The 26,527-nt window shown below is 72.0% G+C and carries 23 protein-coding genes and 2 pseudogenes; 9 read left to right on the top strand and 16 right to left on the bottom strand.

Annotation, left to right across the window (positions count from 1 at the left end; genetic code table 11):
- The first annotated feature begins 22 nt into the window (after nt 1-22).
- A complete protein-coding gene (locus tag IOD14_RS02800) occupies nt 23-373 on the top strand; it encodes a trypco2 family protein (RefSeq protein WP_123990870.1) in 351 nt (116 codons plus the stop codon).
- Nucleotides 373-3,693, top strand: a complete 3,321-nt coding sequence (locus IOD14_RS02795) for a serine protease (RefSeq protein WP_212669574.1) — start codon at nt 373-375, stop codon at nt 3,691-3,693. Before IOD14_RS02800 ends, IOD14_RS02795 begins: the two co-directional genes overlap by 1 nt.
- Before the next feature lie 120 nt (nt 3,694-3,813).
- On the opposite strand, the gene IOD14_RS02790 is transcribed toward IOD14_RS02795, so the two are convergent.
- Entirely contained in the window at nt 3,814-6,339 is a 2,526-nt protein-coding gene (locus IOD14_RS02790) for an ATP-dependent Clp protease ATP-binding subunit (protein ID WP_123990868.1), read from the bottom strand.
- 430 nt (nt 6,340-6,769) lie between these two features.
- On the opposite strand from IOD14_RS02790, the pseudogene IOD14_RS44150 reads away from it, so the two are divergent.
- Both IOD14_RS44150 and IOD14_RS44145 read left to right on the top strand, forming a co-directional pair.
- Nucleotides 6,770-7,171, top strand: a pseudogene (locus IOD14_RS44150) (SCO3374 family protein); the annotation flags it as partial.
- A gap of 456 nt (nt 7,172-7,627) precedes the next feature.
- Nucleotides 7,628-7,807 (top strand): annotated as a pseudogene (locus IOD14_RS44145) (hypothetical protein); the annotation flags it as partial.
- A gap of 34 nt (nt 7,808-7,841) precedes the next feature.
- Here the strand turns inward: IOD14_RS44145 and IOD14_RS02780 are convergent.
- From IOD14_RS02780 to IOD14_RS02735, 10 genes are all read right to left on the bottom strand, one after another.
- Nucleotides 7,842-8,177 carry an Lsr2 family protein gene (locus IOD14_RS02780; RefSeq protein WP_037717519.1) on the bottom strand — a complete coding sequence of 112 codons (336 nt, stop codon included), beginning with the start codon at nt 8,175-8,177 and terminating at the stop codon, nt 7,842-7,844.
- Between the two features lie 222 nt (nt 8,178-8,399).
- Complete coding sequence (locus IOD14_RS02775; RefSeq protein ID WP_123990866.1) at nt 8,400-8,948, bottom strand: amino-acid N-acetyltransferase; 549 nt, start codon at nt 8,946-8,948, stop codon at nt 8,400-8,402.
- Between the two features lie 9 nt (nt 8,949-8,957).
- Nucleotides 8,958-9,350, bottom strand: coding sequence for a BlaI/MecI/CopY family transcriptional regulator (locus IOD14_RS02770; RefSeq protein ID WP_123990865.1), 393 nt, complete (start codon nt 9,348-9,350; stop codon nt 8,958-8,960).
- A gap of 149 nt (nt 9,351-9,499) precedes the next feature.
- On the bottom strand, nt 9,500-9,664 hold the full coding sequence (locus IOD14_RS02765) for a hypothetical protein (protein ID WP_037717523.1): 165 nt from the start codon (nt 9,662-9,664) through the stop codon (nt 9,500-9,502).
- Nucleotides 9,665-9,770: 106 nt separating this feature from the next.
- A complete protein-coding gene (locus IOD14_RS02760) occupies nt 9,771-10,463 on the bottom strand; it encodes a hypothetical protein (protein ID WP_123992802.1) in 693 nt (230 codons plus the stop codon).
- Nucleotides 10,464-10,592: 129 nt separating this feature from the next.
- Nucleotides 10,593-11,390, bottom strand: coding sequence for a type III pantothenate kinase (locus IOD14_RS02755; protein WP_123990864.1), 798 nt, complete (start codon nt 11,388-11,390; stop codon nt 10,593-10,595).
- A gap of 5 nt (nt 11,391-11,395) precedes the next feature.
- The gene (gene nadC, locus IOD14_RS02750; RefSeq protein WP_123990863.1) at nt 11,396-12,382 is read right to left on the bottom strand and encodes a carboxylating nicotinate-nucleotide diphosphorylase; all 987 of its coding nucleotides are present in this window, start codon (nt 12,380-12,382) and stop codon (nt 11,396-11,398) included.
- A 14-nt stretch (nt 12,383-12,396) separates the two neighbouring features.
- Entirely contained in the window at nt 12,397-14,106 is a 1,710-nt protein-coding gene (locus IOD14_RS02745) for an L-aspartate oxidase (RefSeq protein WP_123990862.1), read from the bottom strand.
- The gene (gene panC, locus IOD14_RS02740) at nt 14,103-15,107 is read right to left on the bottom strand and encodes a pantoate--beta-alanine ligase (RefSeq protein ID WP_212669572.1); all 1,005 of its coding nucleotides are present in this window, start codon (nt 15,105-15,107) and stop codon (nt 14,103-14,105) included. The genes IOD14_RS02745 and panC overlap by 4 nt, the downstream gene beginning before the upstream one ends.
- Nucleotides 15,104-16,033 (bottom strand): DUF2520 domain-containing protein, encoded by a 930-nt coding sequence (locus tag IOD14_RS02735; RefSeq protein ID WP_123990860.1) that lies wholly within the window; start codon nt 16,031-16,033, stop codon nt 15,104-15,106. The genes panC and IOD14_RS02735 overlap by 4 nt, the downstream gene beginning before the upstream one ends.
- A 172-nt stretch (nt 16,034-16,205) precedes the next feature.
- On the opposite strand from IOD14_RS02735, the gene IOD14_RS02730 reads away from it, so the two are divergent.
- Nucleotides 16,206-17,444 (top strand): beta-eliminating lyase-related protein, encoded by a 1,239-nt coding sequence (locus IOD14_RS02730; RefSeq protein ID WP_212669571.1) that lies wholly within the window; start codon nt 16,206-16,208, stop codon nt 17,442-17,444.
- A gap of 3 nt (nt 17,445-17,447) precedes the next feature.
- Here the strand turns inward: IOD14_RS02730 and IOD14_RS02725 are convergent, their stop codons facing one another.
- Nucleotides 17,448-17,663, bottom strand: coding sequence for a hypothetical protein (locus tag IOD14_RS02725; protein ID WP_212669570.1), 216 nt, complete (start codon nt 17,661-17,663; stop codon nt 17,448-17,450).
- A gap of 99 nt (nt 17,664-17,762) precedes the next feature.
- Here IOD14_RS02725 and IOD14_RS02720 point away from each other — a divergent pair, with 99 nt between their 5' ends.
- Entirely contained in the window at nt 17,763-18,869 is a 1,107-nt protein-coding gene (locus tag IOD14_RS02720; protein WP_212669569.1) for a DUF5937 family protein, read from the top strand.
- A 21-nt stretch (nt 18,870-18,890) separates the two neighbouring features.
- Here the strand turns inward: IOD14_RS02720 and IOD14_RS02715 are convergent, their stop codons facing one another.
- The gene (locus IOD14_RS02715; RefSeq protein WP_123990856.1) at nt 18,891-19,562 is read right to left on the bottom strand and encodes a response regulator transcription factor; all 672 of its coding nucleotides are present in this window, start codon (nt 19,560-19,562) and stop codon (nt 18,891-18,893) included.
- A gap of 81 nt (nt 19,563-19,643) precedes the next feature.
- Nucleotides 19,644-20,846 (bottom strand): sensor histidine kinase, encoded by a 1,203-nt coding sequence (locus IOD14_RS02710; RefSeq protein ID WP_212669568.1) that lies wholly within the window; start codon nt 20,844-20,846, stop codon nt 19,644-19,646.
- A 118-nt stretch (nt 20,847-20,964) separates the two neighbouring features.
- On the opposite strand from IOD14_RS02710, the gene IOD14_RS02705 reads away from it, so the two are divergent.
- A complete protein-coding gene (locus IOD14_RS02705) occupies nt 20,965-22,017 on the top strand; it encodes an SAM-dependent methyltransferase (RefSeq protein WP_212669567.1) in 1,053 nt (350 codons plus the stop codon).
- Here IOD14_RS02705 and IOD14_RS02700 read toward each other — a convergent pair.
- Nucleotides 21,982-23,133, bottom strand: coding sequence for an NADH-quinone oxidoreductase subunit D (locus IOD14_RS02700; RefSeq protein ID WP_212669566.1), 1,152 nt, complete (start codon nt 23,131-23,133; stop codon nt 21,982-21,984). The two genes, IOD14_RS02705 and IOD14_RS02700, sit on opposite strands and share 36 nt — an antisense overlap.
- Nucleotides 23,134-23,164: 31 nt before the next feature.
- Between IOD14_RS02700 and IOD14_RS02695 the strand changes: the two genes are divergently transcribed.
- Nucleotides 23,165-23,668, top strand: a complete 504-nt coding sequence (locus IOD14_RS02695; protein ID WP_212669565.1) for a PH domain-containing protein — start codon at nt 23,165-23,167, stop codon at nt 23,666-23,668.
- A complete protein-coding gene (locus tag IOD14_RS02690; protein ID WP_212669564.1) occupies nt 23,665-25,008 on the top strand; it encodes a PH domain-containing protein in 1,344 nt (447 codons plus the stop codon). The genes IOD14_RS02695 and IOD14_RS02690 overlap by 4 nt, the downstream gene beginning before the upstream one ends.
- A 49-nt stretch (nt 25,009-25,057) precedes the next feature.
- Here the strand turns inward: IOD14_RS02690 and IOD14_RS02685 are convergent, their stop codons facing one another.
- Nucleotides 25,058-26,470 (bottom strand): hypothetical protein, encoded by a 1,413-nt coding sequence (locus IOD14_RS02685; RefSeq protein ID WP_212669563.1) that lies wholly within the window; start codon nt 26,468-26,470, stop codon nt 25,058-25,060.
- Between the last annotated feature and the right edge of the window lie 57 nt (nt 26,471-26,527).

The following is a 26,527-nucleotide window of genomic DNA, read 5'->3' as shown; positions in this document are numbered from 1 at the left end:
CGTTCCGGCACAGGGAGGACCCATGAGCGCTGCGGACGAGTCACGCATCGAACTCGCGGACGCCGTACAGACCATCCGCGACGAACTGCTGACCGCGGCCCGGCGTTCGGCTGGACAGGACGTCGTCTTCGAACTCGGCGACATCCAGATGGAGTTCACGGTCGAGATCCGCAAGGAGATCAAGGCCGGCGCGAGGGTCAAGGCCTGGGTGGTGGACGCGGGCGCGGACGGCACCCGGACCGACAGCCGTACCCACAAGGTCTCCTTCACCCTGCGCGCCCAGGACGCCCGCACCGGCGCGCCCGTGAAGGTCGGCAACGACACCGAGGGCAGCGTCGCGGCGTTCGGCCGGGGCACCCCCACCCCGCGGTGATGCTGCGCTCGGCCGTCGAGCGGTCCGTGGTGGTGCTGGCGGGCTCGCAGGGCAGCGGAGTCATGCTGTCGCCCCGGCTGGTCCTGACCAGCGCCCACGTGCTGCGTGACAAGGAGTGGATCCGCACGGTCCACCCCGAGAGCGAACAGCCCCTGCCCAGCCGGACGGTGTGGGCGGACGAGGAGAGCGACGTGGCTCTCCTGCTCACCGGCGAGGAACTGGTCGATCCCGAGCGCTGGGCCCTGGCCAGGCTGCGGTGGGGGGCCGTCGGGACGCCCGATCCGCTGCCCGGCTGCCAGGTCGTCGGCTTCCCCGCCGTCCAACGCTACGGCCCCGACGAGCAGTTGGAGTACGACCAGCTCACCGGCACGGTCCTGCCGATGGCGGGGCGGCTGCGGTCGATGCTGGTGTGCGAGTTCGACCGGGCCCCGGTCGCCGCCCCGAAGCCGGGCCGGTCGCCGTTCGCGGGGCTGTCCGGCGCCCCGGTGTTCGCCGGCTCCGTACTGATCGGCGTGGTCACCCAGGTGCCCGAGGGCCGTGACCACCGGCGGGTCGAGGCGGTCCCCGTCCAGCGCATTCTGGAGGCGCCGGGCTTCCCCCACCATGTGATGGGCGCCGAGCCGGGTCATGTGCCCCCGGTGCTCGAGACCGTCGTACCGGATCATCACCTCCAGGACGAACGCTTCGAGCGGCACTACGCCCGCGCCCTGAAGACCCGTTACCGCAAGATCGAGATCTTCGGCATCGACGAGCTGGGCACCACCGAGACCAACTGGGACCTCGACACCGCCTATCTGAGCCTGGAGGCCCTGTCGGTCTCCGAGCCCCGGGAGGACGCACCGGTGTCCGAGGCCGCCGTCGCCCCGCGCCGCATCAACGACCTGCTCGCCGACCTGCCGCGCACGGTGCTGCGCGGTGAGGCCGGCGCGGGCAAGACCACGCTGGTGTGGTGGCTCGCCTCGCACGCCGCCTGCGGCGCCCTCGACCACGAACTCGCCGAGCTGAACGACCTGGTGCCCTTCGTCATCCCCATGCGCAGCCTGCTGTCCCGGGGGATGGCCTTTCCCAGACCGCACGAGCTGGCGACCGTCGCCGAGCTGCAGATCGACGAGATACCCGAGGGCTGGGCCCGCCGTGTCCTGGAGGCCGGGCGGGCCCTGCTGCTGGTCGACGGCATGGACGAGGTCCCGCCCGCGGACCGGGAGCAGGCCCGGCGCCGCCTCGCCGACCTCCTGTCGATGTATCCGCACAACCGCTGCCTGGTCACCGTCAGGCCGCTGGCGGTGGCCGCCGACTGGCTCGGCTCCGAGGACTTCGAGGAGTTACGGCTGCTGCCCATGCGGGACGAGGACGTCCTGGCGTTCTCGAAGGCCTGGCACGCGGCGGCCCGGCTGGAGTGCGCGGGCTTCCGCGACCCCCACCGGGCCGCCGCCGAGGACGAGAACCTCCATGCGCTGGAGCGGGCCCTGGAACAGGAGTTGGGCCGCAACCCCACCCTGCTCCATCTGTCCCGCACGCCGCTGCTGGCCGCCGTGGTCTGCGCACTGCACCGGCGCCGCCGCGGCTTCCTTCCCGAGACCCGCTGGTCGCTGTACAACGCGGCGCTGACCATGCTGCTGGGCAGCCGGGACACGCTGCGCCGGGTCGCGGCCCCGGAGGGCATCGCTCTCGGTGTGGAGGAGCACCAGCAGCTGCTTCAGCGGATCGCGGCCTGGCTGGCCCGCGGCGGATACGCCGAGTTCAACCACGAACAGGCCCGGCACCAGATCGAGCTCGCCATGCGGGGCATGCCCCAGGTGAGCCGCCAGGGCACCGCCGAGGACGTACTGACCCATCTGCTCAACCGGAGCGGACTCCTCCAGGAACGCAACGACACCACCATCCAGTTCATCCACCGCACCTTTCAGGACTACCTGGCGGCGAAGGAACTCCAGGAGAGCGACGGCCTGGGCGAACTGCTGAGCCACGCGGCCGACGAGGAGTGGCAGGACATCATCCTGCTGGCCGTGGGCCACTGCCACCGGGGCGAGGTGCGCCGGCTCATCGAGGGACTGATCGAGAAGGGCGACCGGGCCGAGGACCCCCGCACCCGCGGCGACATCCATGTCCTGGCCGCCCGGTGCGCCCTCGGCGCGGTGGTGCTGGAGGAGGAGGTACGGGAGCGGATCGCGCACCGCGTCCGCGCACTGATCCCCCCGCCCGACGACACGGCGGCCGCCAAACTGACGTCTCTGGGGTCCTACGTCCTTCCCCTGGTCCCGGACCCGGAAGGGCTCGAGGACCAGCAGGCCAGGGCGGTCGTCCAGGTGATCCGGGACATCGGCGACCCGGCATCCCTGCCACTGCTGCGGCGCTTCGCCGGGCATCCCTCCCACCAGGTCAGCGAAGTCCTCCTCAACGCCTGGTCCCGTTTTCCGACGGAGGAGTACGCCCGTGAGGTCCTCGCCCACATGCCGCTGGAGCACGAGGTGGTCGGCGTGTTCAACCCGGCCATGGCCGCGGCGCTGAGGCACTGCGGACCCATCGGCCTCGTGGTCGTCGGCATGACCGCCAGCGGACCCGAGCTGGCGAAGCTGCTGCCGGACCGGGGCATCCGCAAGCTGACCGTGCTCGGAAACCCCCTGCTCGACAGCCTCGCCTTCGTCCGCGGACTGTCCGGGCTGACGGCCCTGTCGCTCGCCCGGTGCCCCCGGGTCAGACGATGGCCGGCCCTCGAAGGCCTGCCCCTCACCTCGCTCCATCTGGAGCTCCACGAGACGGAGAAGGCCGACCTGGCCGTCCTTCGGACCCTCGACCGGCTGACCGACCTGTCGCTCAGGGGGACGCTGCTCGACAGCAGCATCCCGCTGCCCCCGGGCCACCCGACCGTGCGGCGGCTGCAGCTGAGCAGCCCGGCCAAGATGATGATCAACGACCTGTCCCAGTGGCCCGAGCTGCGCGAACTCGTCGTGTCCGGAGACTGCCACGCGCACTCCCTCCTGCTCGCGGCCTCCCGTGCCCCCTCGCTCAGCAGCCTCGACTTCTCGATCGCCTCGCTGCGGCTGCCGCGCCAGGTCGTGCCGCCGGTCCTCGACAAGGAGGACGGGGTGCTGCCGCGCAGGCCCCGCGAACTCGAACCCCTCCCGGCGATCCGCTCCCTGACCCTGCGGAACGTCACCCGGGGCGGCTCGGCCAGGGACCTCGCCCGGGTCTTCCCCTCCCTCACCCGGCTCACCCTGGAGAACGCGGACGACGCGCCCCTGGACCTGACCGCGCTGAGCCGTCGCACCGACCTGGTGATCGAGGTGAACGGACAGGTCGTGGAGCCGGGCAGGGTGTAGCGACGGACGGGATACGAGGCAGCCGCGTACGAGAGGGAGTGGCACAGGACCGACGGCATGCGAGAGGGGCCGGTGCTCTCAGAGCACCGGCCCCTCTCGTCGGCCCTGCGGCCGTGAGGCTTACGCCTCCTTGCTCAGGTTCGGTCCGGCACCGCCGGCCGCCTGCTCGATCGGCGGGACGTCGGGCAGCGCCGACTTCTCCTCGCCGCGGAAGGTGAAGGTCTGGGTCTCGCCCTCGCCCTCCGTGTCCACGACCACGATGTGACCGGGACGCAGCTCGCCGAAGAGGATCTTCTCCGAGAGCGTGTCCTCGATCTCGCGCTGGATCGTGCGGCGCAGTGGCCGCGCGCCCAGGACGGGGTCGTAACCCTTCTTGGACAGCAGTTCCTTGGCGGCCTGGGAGAGCTCGATGCCCATGTCCCGGTCCTTGAGGCGCTCGTCGACCTTGCCGACCATCAGGTCGACGATCTTGAGGATGTCCTCCTGGCTCAGCTGCGGGAAGACGACCACGTCGTCGACGCGGTTGAGGAACTCGGGCCGGAAGTGCTGCTTGAGCTCGTCCGAGACCTTGTTCTTCATGCGCTCGTAGTTGGTCTTCTTGTCGCCCGAGGCCGCGAAGCCCAGGTTGAAGCCCTTGGAGATGTCCCTGGTGCCGAGGTTGGTCGTCATGATGATGACCGTGTTCTTGAAGTCCACGACCCGGCCCTGGGAGTCGGTCAGGCGACCGTCCTCCAGGATCTGCAGCAGCGAGTTGAAGATGTCCGGGTGGGCCTTCTCGACCTCGTCGAAGAGGACCACCGAGAACGGCTTGCGCCGCACCTTCTCCGTCAGCTGGCCGCCCTCTTCGTAGCCCACGTAGCCGGGGGGCGAACCGAAGAGCCGCGAGACCGTGTGCTTCTCGCTGAACTCCGACATGTCGAGGGAGATCAGCGCGTCCTCGTCACCGAAGAGGAACTCGGCGAGCGCCTTGGACAGCTCGGTCTTACCGACACCGGACGGGCCGGCGAAGATGAACGAACCACCGGGACGCTTCGGGTCCTTGAGGCCCGCACGCGTACGACGGATCGCCTTCGACAGCGCCTTGACGGCGTCGACCTGGCCGATGACCCGCTTGTGGAGCTCGTCCTCCATGCGCAGCAGACGCGAGGACTCCTCCTCGGTCAGCTTGAAGACCGGGATGCCGGTGGCGGTCGCGAGGACCTCGGCGATCAGCTCGCCGTCGACCTCGGCGACGACGTCCATGTCGCCGGCCTTCCACTCCTTCTCGCGCTTGGCCTTGGCGGCCAGGAGCTGCTTCTCCTTGTCGCGCAGAGAAGCGGCCTTCTCGAAGTCCTGCGAGTCGATCGCGGACTCCTTGTCGCGGCGCACGCCCGCGATCTTCTCGTCGAACTCGCGCAGGTCCGGCGGCGCGGTCATCCGGCGGATGCGCATCCGGGAACCGGCCTCGTCGATCAGGTCGATCGCCTTGTCCGGCAGGAAGCGGTCCGAGATGTACCGGTCGGCCAGGGTCGCGGCCTGGACGAGGGCCTCGTCCGTGATGGAGACACGGTGGTGGGCCTCGTAGCGGTCGCGCAGACCCTTGAGGATCTCGATGGTGTGCGGGAGCGAGGGCTCGGCGACCTGGATGGGCTGGAAGCGGCGCTCGAGCGCGGCGTCCTTCTCCAGGTGCTTGCGGTACTCGTCCAGCGTGGTGGCACCGATGGTCTGCAGCTCACCGCGGGCCAGCATCGGCTTCAGGATCGAAGCGGCGTCGATGGCGCCCTCGGCGGCACCCGCACCGACCAGCGTGTGCAGCTCGTCGATGAACAGGATGATGTCGCCGCGGGTGCGGATCTCCTTGAGGACCTTCTTCAGGCGCTCCTCGAAGTCACCGCGGTAGCGGGAGCCGGCGACCAGCGCGCCGAGGTCCAGGGTGTAGAGGTGCTTGTCCTTGAGGGTCTCGGGCACCTCGCCCTTGACGATGGCCTGGGCGAGACCCTCGACGACGGCGGTCTTGCCGACGCCGGGCTCACCGATCAGGACCGGGTTGTTCTTGGTACGGCGGGACAGCACCTGCATGACCCGCTCGATCTCCTTCTCGCGCCCGATGACCGGGTCGAGCTTGGACTCACGAGCGGCCTGGGTGAGGTTCCGGCCGAACTGGTCGAGGACCAGGGACGTCGAGGGGGTGCCCTCGGCAGGCCCGCCGGCGGTGGCGGTCTCCTTGCCCTGGTAGCCGGAGAGCAGCTGGATGACCTGCTGCCGCACCCGGTTGAGATCGGCGCCCAGCTTGACGAGGACCTGGGCGGCGACGCCCTCGCCCTCGCGGATCAGGCCGAGCAGGATGTGCTCCGTGCCGATGTAGTTGTGGCCCAGCTGAAGGGCCTCGCGGAGCGACAGCTCCAGGACCTTCTTGGCACGGGGGGTGAAGGGGATGTGCCCGGACGGGGCCTGCTGGCCCTGGCCGATGATCTCCTCCACCTGCTGGCGGACCGCCTCGAGCGAAATCCCGAGGCTCTCAAGGGCCTTGGCGGCGACACCCTCACCCTCGTGGATCAGGCCCAGGAGGATGTGCTCGGTGCCGATGTAGTTGTGGTTGAGCATCCGGGCTTCTTCCTGAGCCAGGACGACAACCCGCCGCGCGCGGTCGGTGAACCTCTCGAACATCGTTAATCGCTCCTCAGAGCGGTCAGGCAGTGGGGGGAACTTCCCCTCCCTGTCCTTCCGCAGCTTAGTCCCGCAAGCGGGGACCGCTCATTCCAACTGCCGACACCGTCGATGGCCTCCTGACCCCGAACGCCGACATCTGCTCCAACCCGATGGTGCGAGACGATGTTCCCGCAGGCCAGGCAGTTACCCCAGTCGCCAGTACGCCGATGGCGAACGTGAGACGGCCTTTCCTGCGTGTCGCCCCCTCCCACTAGGGATGTCTTACCCGCTCGAACCGACAGTCCATGCCGTACGCCCCCCGTCCCTCCGCTATGGGCGAACAACCTTGCGCCGCACCGCACCCCCGAGCGCCCCCGTTTCAGCCACGCTTCGCACATGTCTGCACACCCAGCGTAACTCTCGCGCCTTTTCTGCGGTTGCACTTGGCATGGTCGGCAGCCACCCTCCTCTCGCCACGGATCTCACCGCGGTCCCGCTCCCCCGTCGACCGCTCGACGCGGCCGCCGACGGGGATCGGGTCCGCCGCTGGTACGAGAACGAACTGGGCTGGCCCACGGTGCCCGCGAGCGCGCCCGAATCTCCCGTACGACTGCGTCTGGGTCTGCGCTTCGACGTACTGGACGTCCCGGCCGAGGCGGGCCGCGCGGCGCTGCGCCATCTCGCCCGGACCTCTCCGGTGGCGGTGCGGGGCGACCGCATGCGGTTCCTGGTGGCAGCGGGCAGCGCGGAGGAGCTGCCGGGGCTGCTGGACTGGCTGGAGTGGGGCACGCTGGCGCTCGACCTGCGCGCGATCGGAACGGGCGGCGTGATGAGGGCACCGCAGCTGCCGGAGCCGGGGGCGGGGGCGGGCGGACTCGGAGAGGTGCCGTCGGTCGGAACCGGGCGTCCGGAAACCGACAGGGGCGGTCCTGGAAAGGTGCCGTCGGTCTCGCCCGAGCATCCGGAAACCGGGATGGGCGGACTCGGAGAGGTGCCGGCGGCACGTACGGGGCGTCCGGAAACCGACAGGGGCGGGCCCGGAAAGGTGCCCTCAGTCCCGCCCGGGCGGCCGGAAACCGGGATCGGCGGGCCCGGAGAGGTGCCGGCGGCACGTACAGGGCGTCCGGAAAACGATAGGGGCGGGCCCGGAAAAGTGCCGTCGCTGCCGACCGGCTGTCCGGAAACCGGCGAGGGGGAATCCCCGGCCCTGCCGTCGCTCCCGGGACCGGGCGGGCTCATGCCTCGGACCTCGGCCGGGGAGGACCGGGCGGCCGGGAGCCGGCGGCCTGTCGTCCTGGGCCGTCCGGGCACCCTGCAGGGGGCCGCCGTATGGCTGCGGCCCCCCGAGCCTGGGTGCGAGGTCGAGGCCTCGCTGCCGACGATGTCGGCGCTGGGGGCCGGTGGGGGCGCCCCCGATCTCGTACGCGTCGTGAACACGGTGGCGACGTGCTGCCACCGGCTGCGGCTGCGGCGCGCTCGGCCATAAGCCTCGTGGGCTTCGGCCTTCGTGGACCTGCCGATCAGGCGTTGGCCTTCTCGTAAGCCTCGCGAATGCTCGCCGGAACGCGGCCGCGGTCATTGACCTCGTAACCGTTCTCCTTGGCCCAGGCACGGATCTGAGCGGTGTCCTGGCTGCCACCGGAAGCGGCCCGCGCCTTTCCGCGCCCGCCCGAAGCACGGCCTCCAGTACGACGACCGCCCTTCACGTAGGGGTCGAGAAGGCCACGGAGCTTGTCCGCATTGGCGGTCGTGAGATCGATCTCGTACGTCTTGCCGTCCAACGCGAACGTGACGGTCTCGTCCGCCTCGCCGCCGTCGATGTCGTCGACAAGAAGGACCTGAACCTTCTGTGCCACCGGATTTCCTTTCATCCAATACTGGAGGGCCGGGGGTCTGCGGCGTCCGCCGTTTCGCCGTCCCCTGTTATATGCAGTACTGCAGTACGTCGGAAAGCAAACCGCTTTTGCTGAGAAAACACAAACCCTCGGGAGAGACCGAGAGGGGTCTCCCCGTCCGGAAACATGCGCGTTTCGGACATAGGGAACCTGGGCAGGGTCGAGCGCCGGAATCCTTGGCGATCACAGATGCAGAAGCATCCGGCTGTTGCCCAAGGTGTTCGGTTTCACTCGTTCGAGACCGAGGAACTCCGCCACGCCTTCGTCATAGGAACGCAGCAGCTCCGTGTAGACATCGGTGTCAACCGGTGTCTCACCGATCTCGACGAAGCCGTGCTTGCCGAAGAAGTCCACTTCGAAGGTGAGACAGAAAACGCGACGAACGCCGAGCCAGCGGGCCGTCTGCAACAACTTCTCCAGCAACTGATGCCCGACACCGGCGCCCTTCAGTCCGGGCTTCACGGCAAGAGTGCGCACTTCCGCGAGGTCTTCCCACATGACATGCAGGGCGCCGAAGCCGACCAGCTCGGCGTTGTCGTCGCGCTCGGCGACCCAGAACTCCTGGATGTCCTCGTAAAGCGTCACCGTCGCTTTGTCGAGCAGGATGCGGTCGCGGACGTAGGAGTCAAGGAGCCGACGGATGCCGGCGACATCGCTGGTACGGGCCCGCCGGACCGTGATGGCTTTTGCGGTGACTTCGGGGTTCTCGGCGGAGGGGCTCTTCGCGGACATGAGCGGACGCTATCGCCCGCCGTCCCGCGATGCCGAGTCGGGGTTCTCCACGGACGGCCCCTGGACCATGCGCACGGCGTCCTCGAGTGCCTGTCGCTGTTCCTCGCTCATCATCCCGAAGAAGGCGACGAGAGCGGCGGCCGGGTTGTCACTCTGGGACCAGGCGTCGTTCATCAGTGCGGCGGCGTAGGCGGCCCGTGTGGAGACCGCCTCATATCGATAGGCCCGGCCTTCCGCCTCACGGCGCACCCAGCCCTTCTGATGGAGATTGTCCAAAACGGTCATCACCGTGGTGTAGGCGATGGACCGTTCCTGCTGAAGGTCTTCCAGGACTTCTCGAACGGTGACCGGGCGGTTCCACTTCCACACCCGCGTCATGACCGCGTCTTCGAGTTCTCCCAATGGGCGAGGCACAGCTCAGCACAATAGTGGGAGATCCGGCTATCGGCGTGACGGACGGGCCCTTTCAACGTCAAACAGCAACAAAAAGGGCGTACGACGCCGAAAGCACGGTGGCTCGGGGAGTCGTACGCCGATGAGGGCGCGGCGGGTCAGTCGGCCTGCTTGGTCGCTTCCGCGCGCGCGAGCGCGGCGTCGACGGCCGCGTCCTCCTTGGCCTTGTTCGCCCCGCCCTGGGTCTTCACGATCACCCGGATCACACCGATGAAGAACACGGCCATGACGACCGGGGGCACGAGCGCGGAGACATAGTCCATGCGTCCAGGGTAGCCACGCGCAGGAGGACAACTCGGGCGGGGTGCGGGATTTCGCGCGTCGGCCCCCCGCGGCCTGCTGCCGCGGGGGACCGACTGTCGGCGCGTCTCAGCCCGCGGCCAGCTGCTGGGGCGGGTTCGCGGAGGGCGGGGTCGGCTTGCGGCGGGGGAAGACCTCGCCCGGGGTGGGAATGGGCCGGGAGGGCTTCGGGGCCCCGGGGGCGGGTTTGTCCGCGGGTTTCACCGGGGGCTTCGCGGGCTCCCTGCGCGGTTCGCGCCGCGGCTCCTTGGCGTCCTGCTCCGCCGGCCCGGACCGGGCACGCCCGACGGAGCCGACGGAAAGGCACTCGGAGAGGCCTCCGGGCAGCGCCAGGAGGCGGGTGCGGGAGGCGGGGACCACCGGGGCCGCATGGGTGCGCCGGGCGCTCGTGGTGCCCGCGAGGCGGGCCCGTACGTCCCGTTCGGCGAGCACCTGGCAGCGGCTCAGCAGCGCCGCCGCGACAGGGTTGCCGCGCAGCGCCCGGAGCGCGGCGAGATCGTCGGGCTCGGGCCGGTACCCGGCGCCCAGCGCCTCCTCCAGCAGGGTGAGGTACCCGGCGGCGGTGCCGGGCAGCGCGGCGCGGTACCGGCCGAGGTCGGCCACCAGGAAGGCGCGCAGCCGGGCACCCTCGTGCACCGCCTCGTCGAGGGACTCGGCGAGGCGGTGGCAGTCCTTGATGTCCTCGGCCGAGGCGGGGGCGGGGTGAAGGGCGAGGGCGAGAGCGCGACGGAGCACACGCAGCTCCTCCGCACCGAACGCCATGCCGCCGCGGGATCCGTATGGCGTGGGCATGCGGCGACAGTACGCGCTAATCAGACAAACTCGTCATAGGGGACGGGTGTGGCGTGACCGGGCCACCCCAATGCCGGTCCGCGCGCCCCGGCCCGCGGCTCACATCCGCGACACGTTCCGCTCGTACACCAGCCGCAGCCCCACCAGCGTCAGCCAGGGCTCGTGCTCGTCGATCACCGAGGACTCCCCCAGCACCATCGGCGCGAGCCCGCCCGTGGCGATCACGGTCACCTCTTCGGGGTCGTCCGCGAGCTCCCGGGCCATGCGGCTCACCACGCCGTCGACCTGGCCGGCGAACCCGTACACGATCCCGGACTGCATCGCCTCGACCGTGTTCTTCCCGATCACGCTCCGCGGCCGGGCCACCTCGATCTTCCGCAGCTGCGCCCCCTTGACACCGAGCGCCTCCACGGAGATCTCGATACCGGGCGCGATCACCCCGCCGACGTACTCCCCGCGCGCGGACACCGCGTCGAACGTCGTCGCCGTTCCGAAGTCCACGACGATCGCCGGGCCGCCGAAGAGCTCGACGGCCGCCACCGCGTTGATGATCCGGTCGGCCCCGACCTCCTTGGGGTTGTCGGTGAGGATCGGCACCCCCGTCTTCACCCCGGGCTCGACCAGCACGGCCGGCACGTCGCCGTAGTAGCGCCGCGTCACCTCGCGCAGCTCGTGCAGCACGGACGGCACGGTCGCGCAGATCGCGATCCCGTCGATGCCGTCGCCCAGTTCGTCCCCGAGGAGCGGATGCATGCCCATCAGTCCCTGGAGCAGCACCGCCAGCTCGTCCGCGGTGCGGCGCGCGTCCGTGGAGATCCGCCAGTGCTCGACGATGTCCTCGCCGTCGAACAGTCCGAGGACGGTGTGCGTGTTGCCTACGTCGATGGTGAGGAGCATCGCGACTACTCCGCCTCGCGCAGGTCGAGGCCGATGTCGAGGATCGGCGAGGAGTGGGTGAGCGCGCCGACGGCGAGGTAGTCGACGCCGGTGTCGGCGTACGCGCGCGCGTTGGCCAGCGTCAGCCGTCCGGAGGCCTCCAGCGCGGCCCGCCCGTGCACGAGCGCCACCGCCTCCTCGCACTCACCGGGGGTGAAGTTGTCCAGCAGGATCAGGTCGGCGCCCGCGTCGACGACCTCCCGCAGCTGGTGCAGGGTGTCGACCTCGACCTCGATCGGCACGTCCGGGAAGGCTTCCCGGACGGCCTTGAATGCCTGCGCCACGCCACCGGCGGCGACCACGTGGTTGTCCTTGACCAGTGCCGCGTCCGACAGCGACATCCGGTGGTTCACGCCGCCGCCGCAGCGCACCGCGAACTTCTCCAGCGACCTGAGCCCGGGGGTCGTCTTCCGGGTGTCGCGCACGCGCGCCTTGGTGCCCTCCAGCGCGTCCGCCCACGCGCGCGTGGCGGTCGCGATCCCGGAGAGCCGGCACAGCAGGTTCAGCGCGCTGCGCTCAGCGGTGAGCAGGTCACGCGTGCGCGTGGTGACCGACAGGAGCCGTTGCCCGGCCTCCACCCGGTCGCCGTCCTCGACGTGCCGCTCGACCTCGAACTCGTCCGTGCAGACCACCGAGACGACCGCCTCGGCGACTCTGAGGCCCGCCACGACGCCCGCCTCGCGCGCGACGAAGTCGGCGGTGGCGACGGCGTCCTCGGGGATGGTCGCGACGGTCGTGACGTCCACGCCGTGGTCGAGGTCCTCCTGGATGGCGACATTGGCGATGTCCTCGACCTCCACGGGGTCGAGCCCGGCGTCGGCCAGGAGCTGCGCGAGCGCGGGGTCGAGTCCGCACTCCAGGTACTCCTCGTCGAGGCCGTCGGAGGCGGCGCCACAGGCGCAGCCGTCGCCGCAGCCGCCGGACGAGGCGAGGGGAAGGTCGTCGGTGCTCACTGCTGTCACTGCTGTCACTGCTCCTGAGGGTGCTGCCGGGTCGGGGGGAAGTCTGCGGTATCGGTGGTGTGCACGGCGAGGGTCCGGTCCGGATTGAGTCGTACGACGATGTGGCGGCGCCATGCCGTGTCGTCGCGCTCGGGCCGGTCCTCGCGCCAGTGGCAGCCCCGGGTCTCCTCGCGCTGCAGGGCGGCGGCGACCAGGACACGGGCCACGCACAGGAGGTTGGTGGCCTCCCAGGTGTCGACGCCGGGCTCGGCCGTCTTGCCGTTCTCGGCGAGGGCGTCGCGGGCGTCGGTGTGCAGCTGCTGCAGCTGGCCGGCGGCCTTGGACAGGGACTCGGCCGAGCGCAGCACGCCCGCGCCCTGGGTCATGATCCGCTGGATCGCGAACCGGGCCTCGGGGGCGAGCAGCGGGTGGGCGGGCCGCTCGGGGCGCTCGACGGGGGCGGGCACGCGCGCGTGGAGACCGGCGCGGCTCGCCGCGATGTCGGCGACGATCCGCTCGGCGTAGACCAGGCCCTCCAGGAGGGAGTTGGAGGCGAGCCGGTTCGCGCCGTGCACACCGGTGCAGGCGACCTCGCCGCACGCGTACAGGCCCGGGACGGTGGTACGGCCCCGGGAGTCGGTGCGCACCCCGCCGGAGGCGTAGTGGGCGGCGGGCGCGATCGGGATGGGCTCGGTGACGGGGTCGATGCCGTGGGCGCGGCAGGCGGCGAGGATCGTCGGGAAGCGGTGCCGCCACATGTCGGCGCCGAAGTGCCGGGCGTCGAGGTACATGTGCTCGGCGTCCTGCTCCTGCATGCGGCGCATGATGCCCTTGGCGACGATGTCCCGGGGCGCGAGCTCGGCCAGTTCGTGCTGCCCGACCATGAAGCGCACCCCGCCGGCGTCGACCAGGTGGGCGCCCTCGCCGCGCACGGCCTCGGAGACGAGCGGCTGCTGGCCCTCCGCGTCCGGGCCGAGGAACAGCACGGTGGGGTGGAACTGCACGAACTCCAGGTCGCTGACCTCGGCGCCCGCGCGCAGGGCGAGCGCCACGCCGTCGCCCGTCGACACGGACGGGTTGGTGGTCGCGGAGAACACCTGGCCCATGCCGCCGGTGGCGAGGACGACAGCGGGGGCGTGCACGGCGCCCACGCCGTCGTGCTGCCCCTCGCCCATGACGTGCAGGGTCACCCCGGCCGTGCGGCCCTCGGCATCCGTCAGGAGGTCCAGTACGAGCGCGTTCTCGATCGTGCGCACACCCCGCGCGCGGGCCGCCTCGACGAGCGCGCGGGAGATCTCGGCGCCGGTCGCGTCGCCGCCCGCGTGCGCGATCCGGCGGCGGTGGTGGCCGCCCTCGCGGGTGAGCTCCAGGTCGCCCTGTTCGGACTCGTCGAAGTGGGCGCCGGTCGCGATCAGGCGGCGTACGGCGTCGGGTCCCTCGGTGACGAGGATCCGTACGGCCTCCTCGTCGCACAGGCCCGCGCCCGCGACCAGGGTGTCGTCCAGGTGCTGCTCGGGGGTGTCGCCCTCGCCGAGGGCCGCGGCGATGCCGCCCTGCGCCCAGCGGGTGGAGCCGTCGTCGAGGCGGGCCTTGGTGACGACGACGGTCCGCAGGCCCTCGGCCTCGCAGCGCAGGGCCGCGGTCAGTCCGGCGACGCCGGAGCCGACGACCACGACGTCCGCGTCGATGGACCACCCGGGGGCGGGCGCGTGCAGTCGTATGCCTGTGCTGGTCACGAGGCGGCTCCGAAGGTTTTGCCGAAGGTGAGGGGGATGTTGTCGATCAGCCGGGTCGTCCCCACCCGGGCGGCGACGGCGAGGACGGCCTCGCCGGTGAAGTCGTCGTCGATCTCGCCGAAGTCGGACGGGTCGACGAGTGCGAGGTAGTCCAGGGCGAGCGGCGGGTCCTGGCGCGCGGCGTCGTCCAGGACCAGGCGGGCGGCCGCGCGGACGGCCGAGGGGGCGCCCGGCAGGGCTTTGGCGACGGCGTGCGCGTCGGCGGCCGCGCGGGACTCGCCGAGGGCGCTCAGGGCCTCGGCACGCGCGTGTGTGGCGGGCACTTCGCGGGCCCGCGCACGCAGCGCCTCCTGTGCCGCGTGCCGGTCACGGCCCGCGAACAGGGCGCGGGAGAGCGCGAGTGCCGTGCGCCGTTCCCGGGGCTTGAGGTAGCGGTTGCGGCTGGACATGGCCAGGCCGTCCTCCTCGCGCACGGTGGGCACGCCGACGATCTCGACGCCGAAGTTCAGGTCGCGCACCATCCGGCGGATCAGGGCGAGCTGCTGGGCGTCCTTCTGGCCGTAGAGGGCGATGTCGGGGCGGGTGAGGTGGAGCAGCTTGGCGACGACGGTGAGCATGCCGTCGAAGTGGCCGGGGCGCGAGGCGCCCTCCAGGCGCTCTCCCATCGGGCCGGCGCTGATGCGCACCTGGGGTTCGCCGCCCGGGTAGACCTCGTCGACGGAGGGCGCGAAGACGGCGTCCGCGCCGGATTCCTCGGCGATCTTGAGGTCGGCGTCCAGGGTGCGCGGATAGCGGTCGAGGTCTTCGCCCGCCCCGAACTGGAGGGGGTTCACGAAGACGGTGACGACGACCTCGCCGTCCGGTCCGGCGATCTCGCGCGCGGTGCGGATCAGGGTGGCGTGGCCCTCGTGCAGGGCGCCCATGGTCATCACGACGGCCCGGCGGCCCACGCGCGGGCGTGCGTGCAGTTCGTCGGCGGTGCGCAGCAGGGCAGTGCTCATCGGGCGTCTCCCTCGGCGCCGTCGGTTCCGGTGGCGAGTACCCCGAGGAGGTCCTCGGCGAGCTCCGGCTTCAGCAGTCCGTGTGCCAGCGCCCGGTCGGCGGTCGCGCGGGCCATCGCCAGATAGCCGGAGACGGTCTGCGGGGCGTGCTTGCGCAGTTCCGTGACGTGCGCGGCGACGGTGCCGGCGTCTCCGCGCGCGACAGGTCCGGTGAGGGCCGCGTCGCCGGAGCGCAGGGCGTTGTCGAGGGCGGCGCCGAGCAGCGGGCCGAGCATCCGGTCGGGGGCCTCGACGCCCGCCGAGCGCAGCAGTTCCATGGCCTGGGCGACGAGCGTGACCAGGTGGTTGGCGCCGAGGGCGAGGGCCGCGTGGTACAGCGGCCGCATCTCCTCGTCGATCCACTCGGGCTCGCCGCCCATCTCGATGACGAGGGCCTCGGCGGCCAGCCGCAGCTCCTCGGGCGCGGTGACGCCGAAGGAGCAGCCCGCGAGGCGCTGGACGTCCACGGGGGTGCCGGTGAAGGTCATCGCCGGGTGCAGGGCCAGCGGCAGCGCGCCCGCGCGCAGGGCGGGGTCCAGCACCCTGGCGCCGTACCGCCCGGAGGTGTGCACGAGCAGTTGTCCCGGCCGCACGGCCCCGGTCTCGGCGAGGCCCTCGACGAGCCCGGGCAGGGTGTCGTCGGGGACGGTCAGCAGCACCAGGTCGGCCCGCTGGAGGACGTCCGCGGGAGCGACGAGCGGGACGCCCGGGAGCATCAGCTCGGCACGCCGCCGGGAGGCGTCGGAGACCCCGGAGACGGCCACCGGGCGGTGCCCGGCGAGTTGGAGGGACGCGGCGAGCGCGGGGCCCACGCGGCCGGCGCCGACGACACCGACGGTGAGCCGCGCGGGGCGGTCCTTGCTGTCTGGCTGTTGGGCTGTACTCACTCGACGGCGGCCTTCCCGTTCCAGTCCGCATCTGGGTACCGGACGATTTCTCGTCATGTTAACGCGATTGGTTCGAGGGGCGTCCGGTTGTCCACAGGCTGTGGGTTTCCGTGGGCCGTGCGTGCCGGAAATCGGCGTGCCCGTGCGCGCGGCCGCACGAGATGATCCGCGCATGAGTGACACAGCGGAGCAGAGCGCCGGACAGGCGGCGGACGAGGGACGACCCGAGCAGGTCACAGCGGCCGACGTGCCGGAGCAGCTCACGGAGGAGGAACGGCTTCTGCGCCGCCGCGCACGGCGCATCAGCGCCTATCACAAGGCAGAGCGCACGCTGGCGCGCCTTGGGTTGCTCGCACCCCTGCGCGAGCGCCTGGCTCTGCTCGACGGGGCGGACGCGCTCCACGACCTGGACGAGCCGGCCGACCTCTACGGCAACGGCGTCGTCGCGGCCCTGGAGGAGAAGGTCGCGGGTCTCCTCGGCAAGGAGGCCGCCGCCTTCTTCCCGACCGGCACGATGGCCCAGCAGGTGGCGCTGCGCTGCTGGGCGGGCCGCACCGGCAACCCCACCGTCGCCCTGCACGCCCTGGCCCACCCCGAGGTGCACGAGCGCAACGCGTTCCGGGAGGTCTCCGGTCTGCGCCCGGTCCGGGTGACGAGCGAACCGCGCCAGCCCACGGCCGACGAGATACGCGGCTTCGAGGAGCCCTTCGGGGCACTGATGCTGGAGCTGCCCCTCAGGGACGCCGGTTACGTGCTGCCCACCTGGCAGGAGCTCACCGAGGTCGTGGCGGCGGCGCGCGAGCGGGACGCGGTGGTGCACTTCGACGGGGCACGCCTGTGGGAGACCACCGTCCACTTCGACCGCCCCCTTCACGAGATCGCGGACCTCGCCGACAGCGTCTACGTGTCGTTCTACAAGTCCCTCGACGCCTTCGGCGGGGCCGCCCTGGCCGGACCGAGAGCGTTCGTGGAGGAGGCGAAGACCTGGCGGCACCGGTACGGCGGCGCGGTCTTCCAGCAGTTCCCGACCGTCCTGTCGGCCCTCGCGGGACTGGAGCGGGAACTGCCCAGGCTGCCCGAGTACGTGACCCACGCGCGCGTGGTGGCCGCCGCGCTGCGCGAGGGGTTCGCGGAGGCCGGGCTGCCGTGGGCCCAGGTCGCCCCCGAGGTGCCGTACACCTGCGACTTCCAGGTCTGGCTGCCGTACGGCGTCGACGAGCTCTCCGAGGCCGCCATCCGGCAGTCGGAGGAAACGAGGACGGCCCTCTTCATCAACCCCTGGGACGAGAAGGGGCCGGGCCTGTCCATGACCGAGGTCTACGTCCGGGCCGCCGCCCTACAGTGGACGGCGGCGGACGCGAAGGCGGCGGCCGTCGACTTCGTCGCCCGGCTGCGGGAGGTCACGGGCTGAGGGTCAGCAGCCGGGACGGGCCTGCCGGTACAGCCACCGGCACAGCGCCTGCCGGATCCGCCCCCGGGCCGGCCGCCCCGCCAGGACCGCCCGGAACCGCCGGTACTCGCGCAGTTCGCGCACGACCCGCGCGTCGTGGGTGCCGGGCGCGGGCGGGACGGGGGTGCCGAGGTGCCGGGCCCGGTGGGTGTCGAGAAGGTGCTGCTGGGTGAGGCTCATGGCTCCAGGCTGAGCCGCGAGCGGCGGCCGCGTCGCGTCGATTGACGGCCGTCGTCAATCGACGGCGGCGTTGTCAGTGGCGGGGTGCACCATGAGGTCATGAGCGTGCACATCGACATCGCGGGGCTGCGGCCGGAGAGGGTCGCCGTCGTGCCCTCCCCCCTGGCCGAGCTCGGCATGGCGCTGCACGCGCTGGCCGAACCGGGGCACCATCCGGGACTCCAGGCCTGGGTGACGGGCGTGACGGCCCGCCTCGACCCGCATCTGGCCGACCGGATGTGCGAGGCGGACTTCCTGTGGCGGACGACGTTCTCGGACCTGTTCATGCCGTTCGCCGGTGTCGCGGGCCGGACCACGCTTCCCGGGGCCTCGATGGCGGAGGACCTGGACCTGCTCGACAAGCTGACGGACGAGCAGTTCGTGGACGCGGCCCTGGAGTTCACCTGCGCCCTGCCGTACTGCTCGCACGGCCCGAGTGTGCTCTCCGACGGCGCGCTGCACCGGCGGGCGCTGGAGCTGGCCGCCTCGCGCGGGCCCCGGCAGGTGCGGTTCGCCGAGCGGCTGCTGGCCGACCCGCCGCGGATCCGGGCCTGGTTCCGGCAGTTCGCGGAGGACTGCGAGGAGGCATTCTTCGCGGACACCTGGTCCCGGCTGCGCCACCAACTGGCGGCGGACGCCCGTCACAAGACCGATCTGCTGCGCCGCAAGGGTCTCGCGGACGCGCTGACCGCGGTGTCGCCGGCGGTGCGGCTCGACGAGGCGAAGGGCCGCGTCACGGTCGACAAGCTGGGCACGGGACACAGCGCCACCGCGGAGGGCGGCCTGCTGCTGATCCCGACGAGCCTGGGCTGGCCGCACCTGAGCGTCCTGCACCGGTACGGCTGGCAGCCCGCCCTGCACTACCCGGTGGGCTCCCCCGAGCTCGCCTCGCCGCCCTCGGTCGAGCAGCTGGCCCTGCGGCTGACCGCGCTCTCCCACCCCGTCCGGATGCGTCTGTGCCGCCATCTGGCCCGCAGCGCCTACACCACGAGCGAGCTCGCTCAGGTGCACGGCATGACCGCCCCGGAGATATCCCGGCACCTGAGCGTCCTGAAGAAGGCGGGCCTGATCACCACCCGCCGCCGCGGCCGGTACGTCCTGCACCAGCTGGACGTCACCGTGGTGGCGCGGCTGGGCAGCGACTTCCTGGAAGGGATATTGAGGTAGCCGCTCCCGGGCCCCGGTCTCTCAGCCCTGCCCGCCGGCCCGCACCAGCCCCGTCTCGTAGGCGAGGACCACGACCTGGACCCGGTCCCGGAGGCCGAGCTTGGTCAGGATGCGGCCGACATGGGTCTTCACCGTCGCCTCGGACAGCACCAGCCGGGCCGCGATCTCGCCGTTGGAGAGCCCCTGCGCGACCAGCACCATGACCTCGCGCTCGCGCTCGGTGAGCCGCTCCAGCTCCTTGTGCTGGGGCTCCTTGCCGGTGGCGGGCAGCATCGGCGCGAACCGGTCGAGCAGGCGCCGGGTCGTGGAGGGGGCGACCACGGCGTCACCGCTGTGCACGGCACGGATCGCGGTGAGCAGTTCGCCCGGCGGCACGTCCTTGAGCATGAAGCCGGAGGCGCCCGCCTTCAGCCCGGAGAAGGCGTACTCGTCGAGGTCGAAGGTGGTCAGGATCAGCACCTTCGGCGGCTCGGGCTCCGAGCAGATGCGGCGGGTGGTCTCCACGCCGTCGAGCTTGGGCATGCGGACGTCCATCAGGACGACGTCCACGGCGGTCGAGCGCAGCACCTGGAGGGCCTCCACACCGTCCCCCGCCTCCGCGACGACCTCCATGTCCGGCTGGGCTGCGAGCACCATCCGGAACCCGGTGCGCAGCAGCACCTGGTCGTCGACGAGCATCACGCGGATCGTCATCGGGCCTCTTCCGTTTCCTCGGGTTGGTACGGCATGTCGCCAGGGGGCGTGACAGGTGTCAACAGGGGGCGTGCGTCGGTGTCAATGCGCTGCTTTGAGCGGCAGCAGCGCGCTGATGCGGAATCCTCCGCCGGGGCGGGGGCCCGCGTCCAGGGTGCCGCCGACCATGCCGACGCGCTCGCGCATGCCGATCAGGCCGTGGCCCGCGCCGTCGGCGCCGCCCTCCTCGTACAGCTCGTGCGGGGCGCCCTTGCCGTCGTCCTCGACGAGCAGGCCGAGGCCGTCGTCGAAGTAGACCAGGCGCACGCTCGCGCCCGCGTTCGGTCCGCCGTGCTTGCGCGTGTTGGTGAGCGCCTCCTGCACGATGCGGTACGCGGTCAGCTCGACCCCGCTGGGCAGCGGGCGCGGGGTGCCCTCGATCTTGAAGTCGACGGGGAGCCCGGAGCCGCGGCACTGCTCGACGAGGTCCTCGATCTGCTCGACGTCGGGCTGCGGGACGTACTCGCCGCCCTCCTGGTGCTCTCCGGTGCGCAGCACACCCAGCAGGCGGCGCATCTCCGCGAGGGCCTGGCGGCCGGTGGAGGAGATGGTCTCCAGGGCCTTCTTGGCCTGGTCGGGCGCGGCGTCGAGGACGTAGGCGGCGCCGTCGGCCTGGACGACCATGACGGACACGTTGTGCGCGACGACGTCGTGCAGCTCGCGGGCGATCCGGGCGCGCTCGGCGGCGACGGCGACCTTGGCCTGCGCCTCGCGCTCCTTCTCCAGGCGGGCGTTGCGCTCCTCCAGCTGGGCGAAGTAGGCGCGGCGGGTGCGGATCGAGTCGCCGAGCACCCAGGCCAGCGCGAACGGCACGGCCTGGAAGATCATGAGGGCGACGTTGCCGAGGCCGCTGGTGTTCTCGTTCCACCACCGCATCTGCGCTACCGGAGCCGCACAGAGGCCGACCGTCAGCGCCAGTCTGGAGGCCCAGCGGGCCCCCGTGGCGGCCACCGTGTAGACGATCACCAGGAAGGCGAAGTCGGCGCTCGTGGTCTCCACGTCCAGCGCGAGCTGCACCACGCCGAGCCCGACGGCCAGCAGGAGCATCTTCTCCGGCATGCGCCGACGCAGCGCGACGACCAGGCACAGGAGCAGCACCACCGGGATGATCGCGAGTAGGGAATCGGTACCCCGGGATTCCTGCCGGGCGGTTTCGCTGGCGAGCGAGATCCCGAACAGGAAGACGGCCCAGAAGACGTCGACCCCTGTCGGGTGCCTGCGGAGGAAGTCATAGAGGCGCTGCACGTAACCCAGCGTAGGGAAGCGTGATGTGTGCAGGGGTCAACCGGAGGACCGATCCGTACCGCCCGCGCGTACTCCCCAAGGTGGAGGCCCTGTTCGCCTGTGCCCCTAGCCTGACGGCGTGACCGATGACACTACGGCCGGGCCGACGGGTGACTGGACGGGCTGGCGGGCCGCCGCCGAGGTCGCCCTCTACGGCCCGGAGGGCTTCTACCGCAGGCCGGAGGGGCCGGCCGGACACTTCCGTACGTCCGTGCACGCCTCCGCGCTGTTCGCCGAGGCCGTGGCCCGGCTGCTGTGCCGCCTCGACGAGGCGCTCGGCCGGCCGCCCCGGCTCGACTTCGTCGACATGGCCGCGGGGCGGGGCGAGTTGGCCACCGGCGTCCTCACGGCGCTGCCCGCCGAGGTGAGCGCCCGCACGCGCGTGTACGCCGTCGACGTCGCCGGCCGCCCCGCCTCCCTCGATCACCGGATCGAGTGGCTGCCCGAGCCCCCGAAGAACATCACCGGGCTGCTGTTCGCCAACGAATGGCTGGACAACGTCCCCCTGGAGATCGCCGAGACGGACTCCGACGGCGTGCCGCGACGGGTTCTCGTACGGCGCGACGGTCGCGAACGTCTCGGGGAGCCGGTCGCCGGCGCGGAGGCCGAGTGGCTGGACCGGTGGTGGCCGCTGCCGGCCGAGGAGGGGCTGCGGGCCGAGATCGGACTGCCCCGGGACCGGGCGTGGGCGTCGGCGGTCGCGACACTCGCCCAGGGGCTCGCGGTCGCCGTCGACTACGCGCACACGGTGTCCTCGCGCCCCCTGTTCGGGACGCTCACCGGCTTTCGGGAGGGGCGCGGCACGGCACCCGTACCGGACGGATCGTGCGACCTCACGGCCCATGTGGCGCTGGACGCCTGCGCGCTCCCCGGAGGGCGTGTGCTGCCCCAGCGCGACGCCCTGCGCGCCCTGGGCATCGCGGGCGCCCGCCCCGCGCTCGCGCTCGCCTCCACGGACCCCGCCGAGTACGTCCGCGCCCTGGCGCGCGCCGGAGAGGCCGCCGAGCTCACCGCGGCGGGCGGGCTCGGCGACTTCGGCTGGCTGCTCCAGCCGGTCGGCATGGCCCCCGGAGCCGCGGACGGACCCCTCGCCGGCCTACTTGTCGATGTCCCCGACGACGAAGAACAGTGACCCCAGGATCGCCACCATGTCCGCCACCAGCGTGCCAGGGAGCAGCTCGACCAGGGCCTGGATGTTGTTGTACGAGGCCGAGCGCAGTTTCAGCCGGTACGGGGTCTTCTCGCCCTTGCTGACGAGGTAGTAGCCGTTGATGCCGAGCGGGTTCTCGGTCCACGCGTACGTGTGCCCCTCGGGTGCCTTGAGGACCTTCGGCAGCCGCTGGTTGATCGGGCCGGGCGGCAGCTCGGCGAGCCGGTCGAGACAGGCGTCGGCCAGGTCGAGGGCGTTGTGGGTCTGCTCCAGGAGGACCTCGAAGCGGGCGAGGCAGTCGCCCTCCTGGCGGGTCACCACCTTCAGGGTGTCCTGGAGCTCGCCGTACGCGAGGTAGGGCTCGTCGCGGCGCAGGTCGAAGTCGACGCCCGAGGCGCGCGCGATGGGCCCGCTCACGCCGTACGCGTGGACGGCCTCCGGGGCGAGGACGCCCACGCTCCTGGTACGGCCCCGGAAGATCTCGTTGCCGAGGACCAGGTCGTCGAAGCGGTCCATGCGCGAGCGCACGGCGGAGACGGCCGCACGCGCGCGTGTGCTCCACCCGGCCGGCAGGTCCTCCTTGAGGCCGCCGACGCGGTTGAACATGTAGTGCATCCGGCCGCCGGAGACCTCCTCCATGACGTTCTGGAGGACCTCCCGCTCCCGGAACGCGTAGAAGACCGGGGTGATGCCGCCGAGCTCCAGCGGATACGAGCCCAGGAACATCAGATGGTTCAGCACCCGGTTGAGCTCGGCGAGCAGCGTGCGGGTCCACACCGCGCGCGTGGGCACCTCCATGCCGAGCATGCGCTCCACACCGAGGACCACGCCCAGCTCGTTGGAGAAGGCCGACAGCCAGTCGTGGCGGTTGGCGAGCATGATGATCTGGCGGTAGTCGCGGGCCTCGAAGAGCTTCTCCGCACCGCGGTGCATGTAGCCGATCACCGGCTCCGCGCTCATGATGCGCTCGCCGTCCAGCACCAGCCTCAGGCGCAGCACGCCATGGGTGGACGGGTGCTGCGGGCCGATGTTGAGCACCATGTCGGTGCTCTCCGCGGCGCCGCCGATGCCGACCGTGGTCTCCGTCGTAGGAGTCATGGACACAGTCTCTCCTACGTACGCTGGCCACATGGAGACGGGGAGCGGGCAGAACACAGAGGTGGCGGACGGCGATCCGGTGTGGATCGGGCTGCCGCCCGGGCTGCTGCGGATGCGGCGGATGTTGCTGGTGGTGTGGCTGGGACTGCTCACCGTCGGCCTCGGTCTGCTGCTCGGTCTGCTCTGCGGGCCGGTGTGGGCGGCGTTCGCGCTGCTGCCGCTCGGCCTCGCCTGCTGGGGCTGGGTGGTGCTCGGCCGCAACTGGCGTTCCTGGCGCTACGCCGAGCGCGCCAACGACCTGCTGATCAGCCGGGGTGTGCTGTGGCGCGAGGAGACCGTCGTGCCGTACGGCCGCATGCAGCTGGTGGAGGTCACGTCCGGGCCCGTGGAGCGGCACTTCGGGCTGGCCAGCGTCCAGCTGCACACCGCCGCCGCGGCGACCGACGCGACCATCCCCGGCCTCGACCCCGCCGAGGCGGAGCGGCTGCGCGACCGGCTCACCGAGCTCGGCGAGGCCCGATCGGCGGGCCTGTGACGGCGCCGGGCGTCGACGACGCCGTAGCGGAGAAGCCGGAGCGGGAACCCGTCCCCGAGCGGCGCCTGCATCCGATAACGCCGCTCAGGCGGGCGTGGGCGCCGGTCGCCGTCGTCATCGGATGGGCCGTGCACGACCCCGACCAGGCGCAGCGCCAGCTGACCCGGCTGACGACCACCACACTGCTGATCGCGCTCGCCGTCGTCGTCCCCGCCGCCGCCCTGTACGGCTTCCTCACGTGGTGGTTCACCCACTTCGCGGTCACCGACACCGAACTGCGCATCCGGACCGGCCTGTTGTTCCGGCGCACCGCGCACATCCGCCTCGAGCGGATCCAGGCGGTCGACGTCACCCAGCCGCTCCTCGCGCGCGTGGCGGGTGTCGCGAAGCTCCGGCTGGACGTCGTCGGCACCGACAAGAAGGACGAACTGGCCTTCCTCGGGGAGCGCGAGGCGCGGGCGCTGCGCGCGGAACTCCTTGCGCGCGCCGCCGGGTTCGCCCCCGAGACGGCGCACGAGGTCGGCGAGGCTCCGGCGCGTGAGCTGATGCGCACGCCCGCGCGTGATCTCGCACTCTCCCTCGTGCTGACGGGCGCCACCTGGGTGAGCCTGGTCGCCGCCCTCGTCGTACCGCCGCTGCTGTGGTGGGCCACCCACAGCCTGTGGACGGTCCTGGCCACCGCCGTACCGCTGCTCGGCGCGGCGGGCGCGAGCAGTGTGGGGCGGTTCGTCAGCGAGTACGACTGGACGGTGGGCGAGTCCCCGGACGGGCTGCGCATCGACCACGGCCTCCTGGACCGCACCCACGAGACCGTGCCGCCGGGGCGGGTGCAGACCGTGCGGATCGTGGAGCCGCTGCTGTGGCGGCGGCGCGGCTGGGTGCGGGTCGAGCTGGACGTGGCCGGCTCGTCCAACTCCGTGCTGGTGCCGGTCGCTCCGCGCGAGGTCGCCGAGGCCGTCATCGCGCGCGTGCTGCCCGGAGTGACCGTGCCGCCGCCGTCGGCGCTGTCGCGGCCCCCGCGGCGGGCCGGGCGGTGCGTGCCCGTGTGGTGGCGCGGCCACGGACTCGCCGTCACCGACGCGGTGTTCGCCTCCCGTCAGGGGCTGTTGCGCCGGAGCCTGGCGCTCGTCCCGCACGCGAAGGTCCAGAGCGTACGGCTCGCGCAGGGGCCCTGGGAGCGGCTGTGGCGGGTCGCCGACGTGCATGTGGACACGGGGGCGAACAAGACCGTCACGGCCCGCCTGAGGGACGCTCAGGAGGCCGCCGAGCTGCTCGGGGCGCAGGCGGAGAGGTCACGGACGGGACGAAAGGGGGCACGGCCCGACCGCTGGATGGTCTGACCGTGCCCCTCGCGAGGAACCGTGCCCCTCGCGCGCGTCCGTACGTCCGTCAGGAGACCGCGCTGCGCAGTCCCTGCAGGTTGATCTGTTCCGTCTCGTCGTGGGCCGTCAGGTCGATGACCTGGCCGACGCCCCGCGACTCCTCGTCGGCCGGCTTGAAGTCCGCCTCCGCCTCGGCCTTGTGCAGGGCGAGGGCCTCCTGGCCGACGACGTCGGCGAGGTCCTCGTTCTGCACGGCCTCCAGGGCGTCCCGCGAGGCCCCCGCCTTCGTGCCGAAGAAGTCGAACCCGCCCTCGACGCGCGGCCGCCGCACGGGAGCCGCGGGCACGACCGCCACCGCGGTCGGCGCTATGAAGTGCCCGGCGGGCTGCTGCGGCTGGGCGGCTCTCGCCGTGGTGGTGGCGGCCGCGCGCTCATGCCCGTCGGCCGCCTCGGGCTTCCCCCGCGCCTCGTCCTCCTGCGCGGCCTCCGCCTCGGTACCGGCGGCGTTCGCCGCGGCGGACCCGGCGCTCACGGTCTGGGCCTCGGGTTCGGCCGGGACGTCCCTGCGGATCGCCTTCGAGCCCTCGAAACCGGCCTCGGGTCCGTGCTTGGCGCCGTCCAGGTTCTTGGGGCCGCCCGTGGGATCCGCCTCGGAGCCGGCCCCGACCTCGGCCTCGGCCTCCGAGTCCGTCTCGGCCTCGGCATCCGCGTCCGTGTCCGTCCCGGCGGCGACCGCCGTCTCGGACTCCGCGCCGGTCTCCGCGTCCGTGGTCCCGTCTATCTCCGTGGCCTCGCCGCCCTCGTCGAGCCGCTTCAGCGCCGCGTTCGCCCGCAGGAACAGCCGGGACCCCTCCGGGGAGAAGATCGCGGGCCGCTCCGGCTGCTCGTCCGAAGCCTCCGGCGCCTCCGACGCACCGGATCCCACCGACGCACCGGGAGTCTCCGTCGCCTCGGTCTCCACCTCGGCCCCGTCCTCGGCGGCCGCCGCCTCGGCCTGCTCCCCCGGCGGCAGCTCGTGCGCCGGGGCGGCCTCTATCTCCAGCAGCCGTCGGCCCTCCAGGGCGCTCGCCCGCTCGGTCTCCGCGGTGGCGTAGCGCCGCAGCAGCGCCGCGTGTTCGTTGCGCAGGCCCGCCAGCTCCGCGCGCTTGGCACGCAGCCGCTGTTCCAGCTTGACCCGCAGCTCACGCGACTCCTCGAGGTCGGTCTCGAGTTCGGCGACCCGCTCCTCGTGCCGCCACTCGTCGCTCGCACGCGCGCGCGTAAGGTCGGCGACCTGTTTGCCCGCCTGTCCGTCCCAACGGCGCATGACGGCCGCCCCGACGATCGCGACCGCCGCGGCGACCGCGGCTATCACGCGCAGCACGGCCTGCTGCGAGAACACCCAGGGACCGAAGGCGCAGACAAGGGAGACGCCTGCGATCGCCGACGGAGGCAGCAGCCTGTGCAAGGGCGGGGAATGGCGGTGACGTCCACGTGGCATGGCCAGAAACTTACCGCGAGTAGGCGAACCGTGGTGCCCCGCCCCGTAAAAACACAG

This window comes from Streptomyces sp. A2-16 (assembly GCF_018128905.1).
Taxonomy (GTDB): Bacteria; Actinomycetota; Actinomycetes; order Streptomycetales; family Streptomycetaceae; genus Streptomyces.
The sequence above is the reverse complement of the archived record's forward strand: the minus strand, read 5'-3'. Positions and strand labels throughout refer to the sequence as shown.

Bases quoted from the DNA above. Each gene is read 5' to 3' on its own strand.
- IOD14_RS02790 (WP_123990868.1), bottom strand. From the start codon at position 6,339: ATGTTCGAGAGGTTCACCGACCGCGCGCGGCGGGTTGTCGTCCTGGCT.
- IOD14_RS02765 (WP_037717523.1), bottom strand. From the start codon at position 9,664: ATGGACTATGTCTCCGCGCTCGTGCCCCCGGTCGTCATGGCCGTGTTC.
- IOD14_RS02775 (WP_123990866.1), bottom strand. From the start codon at position 8,948: ATGTCCGCGAAGAGCCCCTCCGCCGAGAACCCCGAAGTCACCGCAAAA.
- IOD14_RS02795 (WP_212669574.1), top strand. From the start codon at position 373: ATGCTGCGCTCGGCCGTCGAGCGGTCCGTGGTGGTGCTGGCGGGCTCG.
- IOD14_RS02800 (WP_123990870.1), top strand. From the start codon at position 23: ATGAGCGCTGCGGACGAGTCACGCATCGAACTCGCGGACGCCGTACAG.
- IOD14_RS02695 (WP_212669565.1), top strand. From the start codon at position 23,165: ATGGAGACGGGGAGCGGGCAGAACACAGAGGTGGCGGACGGCGATCCG.
- IOD14_RS02700 (WP_212669566.1), bottom strand. From the start codon at position 23,133: ATGACTCCTACGACGGAGACCACGGTCGGCATCGGCGGCGCCGCGGAG.
- IOD14_RS02760 (WP_123992802.1), bottom strand. From the start codon at position 10,463: ATGGCGTTCGGTGCGGAGGAGCTGCGTGTGCTCCGTCGCGCTCTCGCC.
- IOD14_RS02725 (WP_212669570.1), bottom strand. From the start codon at position 17,663: ATGAGCCTCACCCAGCAGCACCTTCTCGACACCCACCGGGCCCGGCAC.
- IOD14_RS02730 (WP_212669571.1), top strand. From the start codon at position 16,206: ATGAGTGACACAGCGGAGCAGAGCGCCGGACAGGCGGCGGACGAGGGA.
- IOD14_RS02755 (WP_123990864.1), bottom strand. From the start codon at position 11,390: ATGCTCCTCACCATCGACGTAGGCAACACGCACACCGTCCTCGGACTG.
- panC (WP_212669572.1), bottom strand. From the start codon at position 15,107: ATGAGCACTGCCCTGCTGCGCACCGCCGACGAACTGCACGCACGCCCG.
- IOD14_RS02685 (WP_212669563.1), bottom strand. From the start codon at position 26,470: ATGCCACGTGGACGTCACCGCCATTCCCCGCCCTTGCACAGGCTGCTG.
- IOD14_RS02715 (WP_123990856.1), bottom strand. From the start codon at position 19,562: ATGACGATCCGCGTGATGCTCGTCGACGACCAGGTGCTGCTGCGCACC.
- IOD14_RS02720 (WP_212669569.1), top strand. From the start codon at position 17,763: ATGAGCGTGCACATCGACATCGCGGGGCTGCGGCCGGAGAGGGTCGCC.